Source organism: Lysinibacillus sp. HST-98, assembly GCF_016757845.1.
Classification (GTDB): domain Bacteria; phylum Bacillota; class Bacilli; order Bacillales_A; family Planococcaceae; genus Lysinibacillus; species Lysinibacillus capsici.
The window spans coordinates 204,690-220,091 of the sequence record NZ_JAENHX010000001.1 but is presented as its reverse complement, the minus strand read 5'-3'; the positions used below and the strand labels follow the sequence as shown (position 1 = coordinate 220,091).

Genomic DNA, 15,402 nt, shown 5'->3' with positions numbered 1-15,402 from the left:
TGGTGGGCTTTTTTGTATAGTAAAAAGGAGATGGATGATGTGACATGGTCAGTATTACATATCATTGGCATGATTGCCTACGCCATTAGTGGAGCATTTGTTGCGTTACAGGCCAACTATTCTTTTATTGGTATATTTGTGCTTGGTCTGACAACGTCTTATGGTGGTTCCATTATCCGCAATGTTGTACTGGATATCCCTGTGTCAGATATATGGGAACGGCAATCCTTATTAGTCGTTTTAGTCACGCTGACGACCATTTTATTTGTCAAAAGGAACTGGATTCATCATTGGAACCGCTGGGGCTATTTCTTTGATTCAATTGGCCTAGCTTCTTTCGCCATACAAGGCGGATTGTTAGCAAAAAGCTTGCATCACGACCTAGGTATCATTATTATAGCGTCGATGTTTACTGGTGTTGGTGGAGGGATGGTTCGAGATTTGTTAGCTGGTAGAACACCGCTTGCATTAAGAGAAGAAATCCATGCTGTCCTAACATTTGTATGTGCCCTTTGTATATGGTTAGGGTGGGACAGCCCGCTTGAATTGTCAGTCATTGTTATTTTTATAGTAGTGATTCGCATGTTATCTGTGAATAATAAATTAAAATGGAAGCCTCCTTTTCAACATTCCTATAACAATGCAAAGGAAAAATAGGTTGATTGTCGAAATAGGTGAAGGTAGTTTTAATTCGAAAAAGGAGGGGGGGAAATGGCAATAGAACGTTTACGCGAGTGGTTACTATCTTCAAATAATACAGTGATTCTAACAGGAGCGGGCATGTCAACGGAAAGTGGAGTTCCCGATTTCCGTTCAGCATCTGGTTGGTGGAAACAAATGGATCCAAGAACTGTCGCAACAACGGAAGCATTAACAAATCATTACTCTTTATTTCATGAATTTTATAAAACACGTATTGAAAACCTAGAAAAGGTGGCTCCCCATGAGGGGCATCTTATATTAGCTGATTGGGAACAAAGAGGTTTAGTGTCGCTAATCGCTACTCAAAATGTGGATGGTTTTCACCAATTAGCGGGAAGTCAATACGTCGAGGAATTACATGGTTCCATTCGGTCTATTCGTTGTCAATGTTGCCAGCAGGCTGCTGGCATGGAAAGCTTCTTAAACAAGGCTAATTGCACCCATTGTGGTGGGAAACTTCGTCCAAATGTCGTGCTATTTGGAGAAAGCCTACCACAAGCAAGCTGGCACCGTTCCATGGAGGCAATCAAAACAGCTGAACTTGTCCTTGTCATTGGAACGAGTCTTGAGGTGTATCCCGTCAACCAACTGCCTATGATGACAACAGGAAAAGCCGTTTATATTAATATGGATATTTCACAGCAGACAACCTCATTTGATCTGACGGTGAGAGGGAAAATAAAAGAAGTGTTGCAAACACTTCAAATCTAAAAAAGGCGCCCTTGCAATTCCAAGTGGCGCCTAAAACATTTGGGGTAGAAATTCCCTCATGAATCGTGGGTTTTTTCGTAACCATATCTTCAAAATCATACGATGTGTTAACAGTTTATGCCTTTTATTTGGTCTCGCCTTTGCTTCTATGAGGCTCTGTAAAAGAATACAAGTTTCAGGTGCAAAAGCTTGAGGTTCAACGAGAACATCCAGCTTGTAATCAATCAACTGGGCTGTCTGAACCTTGGCAAGTAATTGCGCAAATTGTGTATTCATGGTAGCGTAATTTTCCTCTAATTCTAGGTCAATCAATGAATAGAGCGTTTGCTCTATTTCAACTTCTAATTCCTCCAGTAACTCTTTTGACGGCAGTGTCAATAGTTCACCCTCTTTTATACGACTAGATAACCAATAGCTGCACTAAGTATGCCAATTAGCAAGGTACTGGCAATATAGCTAATGGCTTGTCTCCATTTTTGTTGTTCTATAAGCTGTAGACATTCAAATCCAAAAGTAGAAAAAGTTGTGTAGGCTCCTAAAAAACCTATGCCAATTAATTGCCATAACCAATCACTAAGATGTAGGGCAAATAAGAAACCAAGCGCAAAGGAGCCTGTACAATTAATAATAAAAGTCGCCCATGGATAGGGATGTACAAGTAATTTTCCTAAATAAAATCTAGAGAGAGCGCCAAAAAATCCACCAATTCCAACTAAAATCATGCAATACGCCCCCTAGCAAGTCGTATTCCCAGCCATGTGCAAGCTAATCCACCTAAAACACTCACTGTAACATAGAGTACAGCCTGTAGCCACTCGCTATTTTCTAGGAGTAATAGTGTCTCTAAGGAAAATGTCGAAAAGGTAGTAAAAGCGCCACAAAACCCTGTACCTACTCCTAGTATAATAGGTGTGCGTTTTATAAAAGAAGTAAAAAGCCATGCTAAGCAAAAGCAGCCCAGTAAATTAATAAACAGTGTTGTGAATGGAAATATTTCTGTATTGGGAACGGCGAGACTCAGACTATATCGACAGATGGCACCAAGCATTCCACCAATTCCCACGGCTAGAAATGACCTCAACATAAAAACCCCTTACTGAAAATGACTATAATGAAAGTGTATCATGAGACAAAAATTTTAGAAATATTTCAATTCAAGTTATGTCCCCAAATCGATTATTAAAATGTATATAGTGTATAGAAAGATAAATGCTTATGAAATAATATTTCGAAATATTATATATGGAAAATGAAATTACATGGACAATTCTTTGTCCATTTTATGTGAATCCGTTGACGGAAAACCCGATGACGGCTAAACCATAAACGGAAATCACGACACTACTAAATAATAAATAACTAAATAATAAATAACTAAATAAAGATGATGATAAGCATATGGACGGAGTGCAACAGACGCAAAGAGAATATTCTATTGTCTGCTATTTGGTATCAAAATCACTAGTCGTGTATTTCAGTCTTTAGGTTAATGTTTGTGCTGTAGAATTATTGTAAGGTTATAGACAACACTGTAATTTTAAGCATGTTCTCCCTTTGATTCCTTAGAGCGTTTCAATGCTTTAAAGCGCTAACTATTTCCTGAAAATGATAAAAAATAACAGGGTGATAGTTGACAAATATTTCTATAGTGTGATAATCTTCAAGAACACTATAACAAATAAACTAAAGGAGGGCATGACAATGTTAATTTTATCAGTATCAAATTCAATCACAGTTACATACATTGTCCGTGCCTAACGCTTTATTTACTATTGCAGAACTAGGCATGGAATTACCCTGCCTTTTATAAGAGACACTTACTCTTTTAGGGTATGTGTCTTTTTTTGTGCAAAAAAGGTTGTAGTGAAAACAAAAAAGGAGTGTATGTATATGACAAAAACAGTTAGAAGAATGATTTTCAAAAAGGAATTTCTAGAAAGTGGGTAGTCATCCACAACAGCACGGAGGAAAGAAGGTTATGATGTATGTTTGATGTGTTAAGTAAATTAGGCTGGTTCTTTAAAAAATACTGGAAGCAATATACGGTGGCCATTATTCTACTAATGGTTGCCAGTGGATTAGAGGTTGTCCCTCCCTATTTACTCGGTTCTATTATAGATCTATTGACTGCAGGAGAAATGACACCAGCTATTTTAACAAAGTATGTCTTGATTTTTATTGGGATTATTATTGGGGGCTATTTATTAAATTTTGTGTGGCAATTCCGACTATTTGAAGGAGCTATCAACCTTGAGAAAATTTTACGTCGTAATTTAATGCAGCATTTTTTACGCATGACCCCAACATTTTATGAAAAAAACCGTACTGGTGACCTGATGGCACGTGCAACAAATGACTTGAATGCCGTATCCATGACAGCAGGTTTTGGCATTATGACGTTGATTGATTCAACGATTTATATGGGCTTTATCATTTTTGCGATGGGCTATATGATTTCGTGGAAGCTCACATTTTTTGCCATGTTACCAGTCCCTATTATGGCGATCCTCATTCAATATTTAGGGAAAATTGTTCATGAGCGATATATGAAGGCACAAGATGCTTTTGGGGAACTAAACGATAGTGTGCTGGAATCTGTAGCAGGAGTGCGAGTGGTGCGTGCCTATGTGCAGGAAAAAAAGGATGAAGCTAATTTTGCAGATATGAGTGAAGTTGTGTATGCGAAAAATATTCATACAGCGAAAATCAATGCTTTATTTGGCCCGATTACAAAAGTTGGAACAGGCATTAGCTATGTTGTAGCACTTGGTTACGGGGCTCATTTAGTGGCAACAGAAGCGATGACGGTTGGGCAACTGGTGACGTTTAATGTTTATTTAGGTTTGGCTGTTTGGCCGATATTTGCGATTGGTGAGCTCATCAATGTTATGCAGCAGGGGAATGCCTCACTAGATCGCGTCCAGGAAACATTGAACTACGAGGCGGATGTTCGAAATATTCCGAATCCCCAAATGATTGTGACACCAAATGCGATTGGCTTTGATGCCTTAACATTCCAATATCCGATGAGTCAGGTGAAAAACCTACAGCAGATTTCACTTTCCTTGAAAAAAGGTCAAACCCTTGGCATTGTAGGTAAAACTGGAGCAGGTAAAACAACCTTCCTACGTCAATTATTGCGAGAATACCCAATTGGTCAGGGACAGCTTGCCATTGACGGTATCGATATTACGGCTCAAACGAAGGAGCAGATCCTCGATTGGATTGGTTATGTGCCACAAGATCATGTGCTATTCTCACGAACTATTCGTGAAAATATATTATTTGGGAAAGAAGATGCAACACAAGCAGAGTTGCAGCAGGCGATACGTGCCGCTTATTTTGAAAAGGATTTAGACAATCTACCAATGGGCCTTGAAACACTTGTTGGAGAAAAGGGTGTCTCTCTTTCAGGCGGTCAAAAACAACGTGTGTCTATTGCTCGTGCTTTAATTAAAGATCCTGAAATTTTAATGCTGGATGATTCGCTTTCTGCTGTTGACGCGAAGACAGAGGCAAGAATTATTGAAAATATTCAGCGTGAACGTCAAGGTAAAACGACGATTATTACGACACATCGCTTGTCTGGTATTCAGCATGCCGATGTCATCATCGTACTGGATGATGGGCAAATTGTAGAGCATGGAACACATGAGGAACTTCTTGCGCAACAAGGATGGTATAAAGAGCAATTTGACCGTCAGCAGCTAGAAGGAGGTGCCTCATGAGTACGAGTCAACGTTTAATACGCTATGCGATGTATTTTAAAAAGCCGATACTATTAGGTTTATTCTTCCTAACAATTGCCGTATTCACAGAGCTTGTTGGACCGTTTATTGCGAAACATATTATTGATAATTACATGACAATCGGTCATATAGAAATCAAACCGATTACATGGTTGCTCATTGTTTATTTACTTTTAGCCATTGCAACAGCCATATTACGTTATTTTATGTATATTTATTTGCAAATTGGGGCAAACCGTGTCATCCAAAAATTACGTAAAGATGTCTTTGAACATATTCAAACTTTACCGATCCAATACTTTGACAATTTACCAGCGGGTAAAATTGTTGCGCGTGTCACAAACGATACAGAGGCAGTTCGGAATTTATATGTACAGGTACTATCCAATTTTGCGACGAGCTTCATTTCTATTTTTGGGGTGTATATAGCGCTCTTTATTTTAAATTGGAAAATGGCAATGCTTGCTTTAACCATGATTCCAATTGTTTATGTGTGGATGATTTTATATCGAAAATTTGCCTCTAAATACAACGATGTCATTCGTACAAAAATTGCAGATATTAATGCCATGATTAATGAATCCATTCAGGGCATGACAATTATTCAGGCGTTCCGTCGTGAGCAGCAAATGACGAAGGAATTTGATGACATGAATAATGAGCATTATGCGTATGAACGTAAGCTGCTGGTGCTAGATTCAGCTACATCCTTTAACCTTGTGAATACGTTAAGACTTATCATGTTTACGGTCTTTATTTTCTACTTTGGTACACGCTCATTCACAGCAACTGAAGTGATTACGGCAGGGACATTGTATGCATTTGTTGATTACTTAACAAAGCTATTTAATCCGATCACGAATATTGTGAACCAGTTTTCACAGCTTGAGCGTTCACTCATTGCAGGTAAACGTGTTTTTGAGGTGCTCGATACCAATGGTGAGCCTGTTTCTGAAAAGAGCATCCCACGATATAAAGGAAATGTGGTTTTCGAAGATGTTTCCTTTGCCTATAAAGATAATGAATATGTGCTGAAAAACCTGTCATTTGAAGCACATCAAGGTGAAACAATTGCCTTAGTTGGTCATACAGGTTCAGGGAAAAGTTCCATCATGAACTTGTTGTTCCGCTTCTACGACCCGTCAAAAGGCAAAATAACCATTGATGGCATTGATATTACCTCTGTTCCACGTCAAACGATGCGTGAACATATGGGTATTGTGCTACAGGACCCTTACTTATTTACGGGTACGATTGCATCCAATGTTAGCTTAAACAACCCGCGCATCTCTCAGGAGAAAATAGAAGCTTCCTTAAATGCTGTCGGTGGGGAACGCGTTTTAGCTAATTTACCAAATGGCTATGAGGAGCCAGTCATTGAGAAGGGCAGTACATTATCTTCAGGACAACGTCAGTTGATTTCATTTGCACGCGCTCTAGCATTTGATCCAGCCATTTTAATATTAGATGAAGCGACATCGAATATTGATACGGAAACGGAAGAAATTATTCAGCATGCGATGGATGTTCTGAAAAAAGGACGAACAACGTTTATTATTGCTCATCGACTTTCTACGATTAAAAATGCAGATCGTATTCTTGTACTTGATCGCGGGAAAATTGTAGAAAACGGCACGCATGATGAACTGCTAGCACTTGGCGGCATTTATGACAAAATGTATCAAATGCAAGCGAACTCCTTACAATAACGCAATAGCTATGAAAAGCCCCACTTCAACTGAAGCGGGGCTTTTCTATTTATCTTACATATTTGAAGACATTGACAAAGAATAACAGGACAGACAACGCTACAGCAATACCACCACCAGACACGAAAAGCTCAAATAACCAGCGTGGTACATCCCAATACACCATCATCATGCCAACAAAAAGGAAGGGTAAACCGAGATTGTAAAGCCAGAACTGTGCTTTGGCGAGACCTGTCTCGGCAGCATTTTTATAAGTCGAATAAATTAAACCAATGAATCCAGTAGTCAGCCAACCTACCACACCAATATGAGCGTGTGTCGCTTTCCATTGAAGTTGAACCGTATAATGCATAAACAGGCCAAAAGCAAAAACAATCAATAAATAAAAGACTGAAACCTTTATCCATTTAGCACCCATTATCCACAACTCCTTTCTTGAAAGTGATTTTAGCTAGCTGCTACAGTATATTCTTGTCAAATTAAAAAGATGCTTGTATGTATTTGAAAATAAATGTTGTTGGTTTTCATTAAACTAAAATAATTAATGGGAACTTTTTGTAATATGTAAACTTTTCATGGAGTTCTGCGTTGTATAGGCAGAAGGGAGGTGGACATGGTAAAGCAATCAATGAATGCGTTTCTACAGCAAGCAGGAACGCTGCTATATCGTTATTTGAGAAAACGTGGATTAGCCCATGAGGATGCAGAAGATATCGTCCAAGATACATGTTATAAATTTTTATTACATAAAAATGGAATTCAGTCAGACAAAGTAATGAGTTGGTTATATCGTGTAGCAACCAATCAATTTTATGATCTCAAGAGAAAAGAAACACGTCATCCAACAACAGAATTAGATGAGGTTCAATTGACTTCATTCCTTCATATTCCTGAGATCCAGATGCTAAAGAAAGAAAAATTAAAGGACATACAGAACACACTCGAAACGCTATCCATTTTGCATCAGGAATTATTAATCCTGAAATATGAGCTGGGATTATCGTATAAGGAAATTTCAGCCTTGATGAATAAGAATGAAAACACACTAAAAACGCATGTCAGACGTGCTAGGGAAGAATTTACAGAACGATTTAAGGAGGATATTCATGATGAATAAAGAAGAAAATGAATTTTTGTTTGATGATAAACAAACGAAAAAAATAATGAGAAAGGCAAGGTTGTGGTCAACAGTCAAAATGATTGGGATTACATTGGTCGTTACCCCCATTGTGCTAATAGCATTATGGTATGGGCTGAGGGCTTTATCGTTAAATAGCGCGCAAAAAGTAATGGATGATATTCATTTATTTAACGAAATAAGTGCGCCCAATGTCCAAATTAGTAATCAGGCTTATGACGATCATTTGCTGGGAGGGAAAATAACAACAACAACCTATAAGGTGCTTGGAGATCAGCATCGTCCATATATTTGGAAGCCTATCAAAAGCGATTATAATTTATTTGGAACGCTTACACGAACGTCCATTTCTAGCTCTATCCAGATAGAAGGTTCAGAATCACTGGCAGAAACATATCAATTCGAACGGTTTAATGACTACACAGGTGACCGAGAAATGTTTTTTTATCATCCAAGGATTTCCTACGATCATTACCAAGATAATATGAGTAAACTGCATCAATTGGAGAAAAATACTTTAGTAGAAATAGCTATTTCCTTTGATGATGCCTATAATTTTGGTGAAATTAAAAGCAAGCTACCTTCTGAAGTACAAGTAGATTGGTGGTGGGTGGATGCCTATACAGATGCTACACTAGATTTTTTTAAGCAAGGACAGAATACTATTTCAGCCAATGATCCATACATTTACGGCTTCCAATCAGAGCAATCCAAACCAAAACCTCGACGCTCTTCAAACGACGAGGTTGAGACCTTTATTCGAAACATTGAGCTTCTTCGTAAAAGCAAGAACTTTGAGTGGGAAACAAATCAGGTTTATCAAGCTTTAGTAGGGGAAAATGGAACCCTAGAGAAAAGTGATGTGAAAATAACTGGGGCTGTAGTAACTGGTACTCCAGAGCAATTGCAGTCTTTACAAGGACAATCCTACATTAAAGGGTCTATATTTGGTGTAATATCGAATCAGAAATAGAGCGCTGGAAAAGAGTAATCGGACAATCAATTTTAGAAAAGCTTATTTTGGATTAACACTTCTCTAGAATAGGCTTTTTTATCTGAAGCATTTTAGTTTAAAACTAAATAGTTTAATGTTAAACTATTAACGGATAACCAAGAAGGAGATGTTGATTCAATGGGTAAGCTACAAAACAAAGTGGTCATCATAACTGGTGGTGCAGGTGGTATTGGTAGTGGAATGGCAAAAGCTATGGTAAAGGAAGGGGCGATTGTGACAATTGTTGACTTAAATACAGAAGCAGGCGAGGCAATGGCAAAAGAATTACAAGAAATGTCTCCGAAGTCTATGTTTTTACAGGCTAATCTAATGGAACGCGACCAATTACCAAAAATTATTGATACAGTCGTAGAAAAATACGGTAAACTAGATGTGCTAGTTAATAACGCTCATGCTGCTAAACAAGTTACAATAGAAGAAACTACACAAGCAGATCTTGATTTGTCATTTGGAACAGGTTTTTATCCAACCTTCTATTTAATGCAAGCAGCCCTACCGCATTTAAAAGAAACTAAGGGTAATATTATTAACTTTGCATCTGGAGCAGGCATTCAAGGTCATGAAACACAGGCTGCTTATGCCGCTGCCAAGGAAGCCATTCGTGGTATTTCCCGTGTTGCCGCAAATGAATGGGGACGTTTTGGTATTAATGTCAATATTATTAGTCCGCTTGCTGATTCACCAGGTGTACAAGCATGGGCAAAAGCACAGCCAGAGTATTATGAAGCGGTGAGAAGTAAAATCCCGTTAGGCCGTTTTGGTGATATTGAGCAAGATATCGGTCGAGTAGCTGTTTTCTTAGCTTCTGACGATTCTCAATACATTACAGGTCAAACGATTATGGTGGATGGAGGCTCACTAATGCTTCATTAATTCTCAGCGTTTGAGGAGGATTTTTTTGAAACAGACAAATATTTTTAAACTGATTCATATGATTGAACAGGTGAACAATGCGAATATTATACGTTTTACAAAAGCGTTCCCATATCCTTTAGGAATTTCACCAATTTTAGTTTTAAATGAGCTACATGTCAAAGGCCCACAAAAACAAGCCGAATTAGCTGAGACAATCGGCTATACAAAAGGTGCTATGACGAGCATTGCCGAAAAGCTGGTCAAGCTTGGATTAGCAGAAAGACTATATGATCCATCCGACCGTCGCACCATTCGCTTACAAATTACAGATGAGGGTCAAAGTGCTTTAGCAAAGGCTCAATCTATCGGAAAAGAGGTCTTTGTACAGCTTTTTGAAGTATTAGATGATGAGGAAATTGCCCAATACTTGCGGATTCAAGAAAAATTAGTACAGGGTATCCAGCAGAAATAACCATGTAAAAAGATCAACCTACCTTTTAAGAGGTGGGTTGATTTTTCTTTGTTTAGGCGGATTGGGTACGTAAACTGGCGGATAAAACTCAAAATGTGACGGATAGAAAGAGGATTCTGGCGGATAGCTTTCTTTTTTTGCATGATAGAATGGCTCTAAGTGGATAGAATGTCCAAACTGGCGGATAAAACTCAAAATGTGACGGATAAAAAGAGGATTCCAGCGGATAGCCTTCCTTTTTTAGGTGATAGCCAGGCTCAGCACAATCCGAATGTCCATAGGAACTGCTTGAAATGAAATCGTGCATTTAAAATCTAATTGTAAAATAGTTGAATTTATTGAAAATTGTCCGTGTTCATTTTATAATCAAAATACGGTTCTATTATAGAGACATTTGAGGTGTGAAATGACATTAAAAACATTAGATAACTCATTGGAGGTACTGAAATATTTTAATAAGGAAAATCCTACATGGGGTGTTCGTGAGCTAGCAAAAGAGATGGATATTAGTCACTCCATTATTTATCGGATTTTAGCAACCTTCGAAAAACAAGGCTTTCTTATTCAAAATCCGGAGACAAAAAAATATGAATTAGGGCTTCGCTTTCTAGAATATGGCCAGATGGTTAAAGATAAATTAAATCTTTCTGACTTTGTTTTACCAATTATGATCAACCTTGCAGATACCATCAAAGAATCCGTATTTTTAACTTGGTTGGATGGCACAGATGGTGTCACAGTAGAAATAGCTGAGAGCTCTCAAACCATTAAGTTTTCAGTGTCGATTGGCACGCGGACACCACTACATATCGGGGCATCTTGTAAAGTCATCATGGCTTATCTACCTGAAGAGAGAAAAAAGGAGATCATGGAGCATGGGATGAAAAGATTAACTCCTGAAACCATTACTGACCCTGATGAAATGTTAGCCGATTTAGAAAAAATACAACAGCAAGGCTGGTGCTTTTCAACGGGAGAGTACTCTCATTCAGTATTTGGGCTAGGTGTACCTCTTTTTAATAGTAAAAAAGAAGTCATTGCCTCTTTAACAATTGCTGGTCCTATTTATCGTAAGCCAACAGAGGAGAAATTACCTGAAATGGTGAATGTTCTTCAATACGGAGCGATGAATATTCAACGTTATTTCGATCAATACAGCTTTAAATTATATCATGAATAAGCATGAAAAAATGCTCAAGATAGTGAATGTCTATCTTGAGCCTCTGCTTGAATTTTTTTCATAATGGATACGGCCTTGTCAATTTCTTCAAACGTATTAAAATAGTGTGGTGAAAAACGTGCCATTTTAGAAATCTGATTGCGTTCCATAATGGTATTCGCCATAAATGTGCCAGCTTCAATGATGACCCCATGCTCTGCTAAAGCATTGGTTAGCTCATCTGGTGACAGCCCTTCAATGTTAAATGGCGTAATCGATAATCGATGAGCCCTATTTTGAGGACCATATAAGACAATGCCTGGAATGGTGGCAAGCTGTTCAATTAAATAGTTTGTTAGCTGCTTTACACGATCATATATGTGGTGGATACCGATATTGTTCGCATAATCAATAGCTGCCCCTAATCCAATAATACTTGGAATAATTGGACAACCTGGCTCAAAACGTTTAGCGGTTTCTACAAAAGAATAGGCATTGTTCTGATAATCCCACTGGGTGCTGCCCCAGCCAATCATAATAGGCGTCAATGTTGGAATGAGTGCTTCTCGTACATATAAAATACCTGATCCTTCAGGGCCGCGTAGCCATTTCCGCCCACTTGCAACTAGAAAGTCACAGTCAAGTTCGGCAACATTAATCGGTGTTAAACCAAGTGTTTGATTGGCATTCATCAATGTTAGTACATGGTGTTGCTGGGCGAGCTGACATATTTCTTTGGCGGGCTGGATTGCCCCAGCAGCGTTAGACATATGGGCAAAGGTAATCAATTTCGTTTGTGGTGTGATGAGTTGCTCAAGTGCATATAAATCTACCATATATTCATCATTGGTTTTTAACACTTTCAGCTGTACCCCTTGCTGCTGAAGGGCAAGCCAAGGCACATAGTTACTCAACATTTCTGTGTCGAGCACTATGACCTCATCTCCCTGTTTCCATGGCAAGCCTCCTGCGACATAATTAATCGCCACTGAACCGTTTGGCACAAAGGCAATTTCCTCTTTTGTTGCGCCGATGAACAATGCGGCTTTTTCTCGAATAGCCTCTACCTGAGCATACGTTTCTTGACGAAAAGAGGGCAAGTAGGGACCAATACTTGCTTGTTTTTGAAGATAGCTAGTCATTTCATCCACTACTGGCTGTGGCATGGCAGATGCAGCAGCTGTGTTTAGGTAAATATAGTGTTCAAGTAGCGGCATATCCTGTTGTATTTTCCTCATATCGATCATTGTACACACCAACCTTATAAAATGATTAATTCTTTCGAATAGGTCATGAAATTTTCGTAACCATTTTCTGTGACGATTAAATTATCCTCGATACGAACACCACCAACATCCTGCACATAGATTCCTGGTTCCACGGTAAAGGCCATGCCTGGCTTTAACACTAGCTGATTACGCTGCATCATATAAGGCTCTTCATGTGCACTTAAACCAATGCCATGGCCAAGTCGGTGTGTGAAATAATCATCATAGCCGGCATCACGAATAATGCCTCTTGCCAAATCATCAATGGCATGAGCTGTCATACCTGGTTTTATGGCTGCTATGGCTGTTTCATTTGCTTGCTTCACAATGCTATAAATGGTTTTGAGTGTTGGAGAAACTTCTCCTAAAGCAACTGTTCTAGTCATATCCGCCACATAGCCCTTATAAATCGCGCCAAAATCTATGACGATTAATTCACCTGTCTCTATTTTCTTTGTGCTCGCTCTACCATGAGGAAGCTCACCTCGATAACCAGAAGCAACAATGGTTCCAAAAGGTGTTCCCTCTGATCCACGTCGTCTCATTTCATATTCTAATTGGGCTGCGACTTCCATCTCTGAAATACCAGCTTGAATAATCGGTAATGTGGCTGCAAGACTTTCTTCGACAATCTGTACAGCCTGACGCATGAGGGCTATTTCGTGTTCATCTTTTTCCATACGTATATCACGAATGGTTTCACCGATATCACATAAATTGTCATATGTAAGGTTTTCGATAGCTTTCTGTTCTTTCACGCGCATGGTGTCAAACTCAACGCCAAGTGTCTGCGCTGTTTCTAGTTCTTTTTTTAGTTGCTGGATGGCCTGTGACGGTCCTTCCTCATCCGAATAGGATAAGATTGTCCCTCCATTCCGCAAGTCTACTTTTGTTAATTCTACTTGTGGAACGAGAAAGTATAATTGATGATGAGCAGTAATAGCGGCTACCGTTAGGCGTTCACTTTGCTTTAACTGAAGACCTGTAAAATAATACATGTTTGACCCTGGTACTAGCACTGCTACATCAATTGACTGTTGCTGCATACGGGAAATGAGCTGCTCTCTTCTTTTCTGAAACATTGAGTGATCCCTCCTGAAAAAACGTTTCTATTATAGAGACGTTGTATCTGAAAATTAGTATATATCAACAATAATGAATTTTCAATAAATTAAGATAGCATCATTTTGATAGAGGAGAAAGAAGATAATTGACAAATGAGGGAATAGTATGTTGTAAATTTAGTAAATACTAGTGTACGTCTTTTTTTCGTTCATTATGCATATAAGTAGACTAGATAAACTTTTTTCCAACTTAATACGTCAAAAAGAGGGGCAAAATTGTTAAGCAAGAAAGGACTTATGTATGGAAAAAAACATGAAACGCTCAAAAGAGAAAAAGAGCAAGAAAAAATTATGGCTGTGGATTGTTGGTAGCCTATTAGCAATTTTTTTAATTTTTATAGGTACTGCCTACTTTACCATCCAAAAAACTATGAATAAAATAAATACACCACTTATTCAAACAACAGATGCAGCACAACCAGAAGAAAAAACAGTGATTAAAAAAGATCCCTTTTCGGTTCTAATGCTTGGGGTCGATGAACGTAAAGATGATAGTGGACGTTCCGATACCATGATTGTAATCACTGTAAATCCTGAAAAGCAGACGATGAAAATGCTTAGTATACCCCGTGATACTCGAACAGAAATCGTTGGTCATGATACGGTAGATAAGATTAATCATGCCTATGCCTTTGGAGGCGTCCCTATGGCTGTGGATACGGTCGAAAATTTTTTAAATATTCCCATTGATTATTATGTTTTTATTAATATGGAGGGCTTTTTACAAATTATTGATACACTTGGTGGCGTAACAATCGATAATGATATGGATTTAACCTTTGACGAATACCATTATCCAAAGGGAGAAATCACATTAGATGGTAATGAGGCCCTTATTTTTTCTCGTATTCGTTATGAAGATCCTCGAGGTGATTTTGGACGCCAAATTCGACAACGTCAAATCATTGAAGCGGTGATGAAAAAAGCCTCCACACCATCAACATTATTAAAAGCAACCGATATGTTGAATGTACTAGGCGACAATGTTCGCATGAACTTTTCGGTGAAGGACCTTATTCAGCTACAAAGTATTTATAAAAAAATGGATAAGGATATTGAGCAGTTATCGTTTGAAGAGGGAGATGGTGAAAGGATTAACCGCATTTGGTACTATATTCCGAATGAGGCAGAGCTTCAAAAAATACAAACAGATTTAAAAAACCATTTACAAAAATAAGGAAGCAAGTTGCTTACAAATGTCGCATACTAGTTGTAAACTTTTTGGCCCCGAAGGGAGGGAGATGAATGAATGGGAGGACCCAGGTGCTGAGGTATACAGCGCTGAATCATTGCATGCAAAGCTATGTACCTAAACGTAAAGTGCGAAAAAATCCAGTCCAATCAGCAATAAGAGGCCTACAAGTATTATGTTTAAAATTATTTATGTAAGGGATAAAAAATCATTCAGGTAGGGTGCATGCCTAGTTGAATGATTTTTTTGCTGTTATTCATCATTTTTCGATATTTCTTGAAATATCAGAAAATTAAGTGTATACTGAC

At 38.4% G+C, this 15,402-nt stretch carries 16 protein-coding genes; 10 read left to right on the top strand and 6 right to left on the bottom strand.

What is annotated here, in order from left to right; translation table 11 throughout:
* Nucleotides 1–30: 30 nt before the first annotated feature.
* On the top strand, nt 31–657 hold the full coding sequence (locus JIN86_RS01175) for a trimeric intracellular cation channel family protein (protein ID WP_225341040.1): 627 nt from the start codon (nt 31–33) through the stop codon (nt 655–657).
* Nucleotides 658–711: 54 nt separating this feature from the next.
* Nucleotides 712–1,413: an SIR2 family NAD-dependent protein deacylase gene (locus JIN86_RS01170; RefSeq protein WP_202341071.1), complete on the top strand. Its 702-nt coding sequence runs from the start codon at nt 712–714 to the stop codon at nt 1,411–1,413.
* Nucleotides 1,414–1,443: 30 nt separating this feature from the next.
* Here the strand turns inward: JIN86_RS01170 and JIN86_RS01165 are convergent, their stop codons facing one another.
* The 3 genes from JIN86_RS01165 to crcB (JIN86_RS01155) are packed head-to-tail and all read right to left on the bottom strand — an operon-like array spanning nt 1,444 to nt 2,497.
* Nucleotides 1,444–1,791, bottom strand: coding sequence for a hypothetical protein (locus tag JIN86_RS01165; RefSeq protein WP_004230577.1), 348 nt, complete (start codon nt 1,789–1,791; stop codon nt 1,444–1,446).
* A 14-nt stretch (nt 1,792–1,805) separates the two neighbouring features.
* A complete protein-coding gene (crcB, locus tag JIN86_RS01160) occupies nt 1,806–2,135 on the bottom strand; it encodes a fluoride efflux transporter CrcB (RefSeq protein ID WP_202341070.1) in 330 nt (109 codons plus the stop codon).
* Entirely contained in the window at nt 2,132–2,497 is a 366-nt protein-coding gene (gene crcB, locus JIN86_RS01155) for a fluoride efflux transporter CrcB (protein ID WP_036218665.1), read from the bottom strand. The genes crcB (JIN86_RS01160) and crcB (JIN86_RS01155) overlap by 4 nt, the downstream gene beginning before the upstream one ends.
* 901 nt (nt 2,498–3,398) lie before the next feature.
* On the opposite strand from crcB (JIN86_RS01155), the gene JIN86_RS01150 reads away from it, so the two are divergent.
* Together JIN86_RS01150 and JIN86_RS01145 are read left to right on the top strand one after the other, a co-directional pair.
* The gene (locus JIN86_RS01150) at nt 3,399–5,141 is read left to right on the top strand and encodes an ABC transporter ATP-binding protein (RefSeq protein WP_202341069.1); all 1,743 of its coding nucleotides are present in this window, start codon (nt 3,399–3,401) and stop codon (nt 5,139–5,141) included.
* Nucleotides 5,138–6,871, top strand: a complete 1,734-nt coding sequence (locus JIN86_RS01145; protein ID WP_202341068.1) for an ABC transporter ATP-binding protein — start codon at nt 5,138–5,140, stop codon at nt 6,869–6,871. The genes JIN86_RS01150 and JIN86_RS01145 overlap by 4 nt, the downstream gene beginning before the upstream one ends.
* Nucleotides 6,872–6,920: 49 nt before the next feature.
* Here the strand turns inward: JIN86_RS01145 and JIN86_RS01140 are convergent, their stop codons facing one another.
* On the bottom strand, nt 6,921–7,289 hold the full coding sequence (locus JIN86_RS01140; protein ID WP_004230571.1) for a hypothetical protein: 369 nt from the start codon (nt 7,287–7,289) through the stop codon (nt 6,921–6,923).
* 195 nt (nt 7,290–7,484) lie between these two features.
* Here JIN86_RS01140 and JIN86_RS01135 point away from each other — a divergent pair, with 195 nt between their 5' ends.
* The 5 genes from JIN86_RS01135 (at nt 7,485) to JIN86_RS01115 (ending at nt 11,531) form a co-directional block, all read left to right on the top strand.
* Entirely contained in the window at nt 7,485–7,988 is a 504-nt protein-coding gene (locus JIN86_RS01135) for an RNA polymerase sigma factor (RefSeq protein WP_004230570.1), read from the top strand.
* Nucleotides 7,978–8,982 carry an anti sigma factor C-terminal domain-containing protein gene (locus tag JIN86_RS01130; protein WP_237497092.1) on the top strand — a complete coding sequence of 335 codons (1,005 nt, stop codon included), beginning with the start codon at nt 7,978–7,980 and terminating at the stop codon, nt 8,980–8,982. The genes JIN86_RS01135 and JIN86_RS01130 overlap by 11 nt, the downstream gene beginning before the upstream one ends.
* Before the next feature lie 159 nt (nt 8,983–9,141).
* Complete coding sequence (locus JIN86_RS01125; RefSeq protein ID WP_004230568.1) at nt 9,142–9,897, top strand: SDR family NAD(P)-dependent oxidoreductase; 756 nt, start codon at nt 9,142–9,144, stop codon at nt 9,895–9,897.
* Between the two features lie 25 nt (nt 9,898–9,922).
* Nucleotides 9,923–10,351, top strand: coding sequence for a MarR family winged helix-turn-helix transcriptional regulator (locus JIN86_RS01120; RefSeq protein ID WP_004230567.1), 429 nt, complete (start codon nt 9,923–9,925; stop codon nt 10,349–10,351).
* A gap of 406 nt (nt 10,352–10,757) precedes the next feature.
* Entirely contained in the window at nt 10,758–11,531 is a 774-nt protein-coding gene (locus JIN86_RS01115) for an IclR family transcriptional regulator (protein WP_004230566.1), read from the top strand.
* A gap of 14 nt (nt 11,532–11,545) precedes the next feature.
* Here the strand turns inward: JIN86_RS01115 and JIN86_RS01110 are convergent, their stop codons facing one another.
* Together JIN86_RS01110 and JIN86_RS01105 are read right to left on the bottom strand one after the other, a co-directional pair.
* Entirely contained in the window at nt 11,546–12,757 is a 1,212-nt protein-coding gene (locus JIN86_RS01110) for an aminotransferase class V-fold PLP-dependent enzyme (protein ID WP_202341067.1), read from the bottom strand.
* A gap of 14 nt (nt 12,758–12,771) precedes the next feature.
* Nucleotides 12,772–13,860 (bottom strand): M24 family metallopeptidase, encoded by a 1,089-nt coding sequence (locus tag JIN86_RS01105; protein WP_202341066.1) that lies wholly within the window; start codon nt 13,858–13,860, stop codon nt 12,772–12,774.
* 283 nt (nt 13,861–14,143) lie between these two features.
* Between JIN86_RS01105 and JIN86_RS01100 the strand changes: the two genes are divergently transcribed.
* A complete protein-coding gene (locus JIN86_RS01100; protein WP_004230561.1) occupies nt 14,144–15,079 on the top strand; it encodes an LCP family glycopolymer transferase in 936 nt (311 codons plus the stop codon).
* Nucleotides 15,080–15,402: the final 323 nt, after the last annotated feature.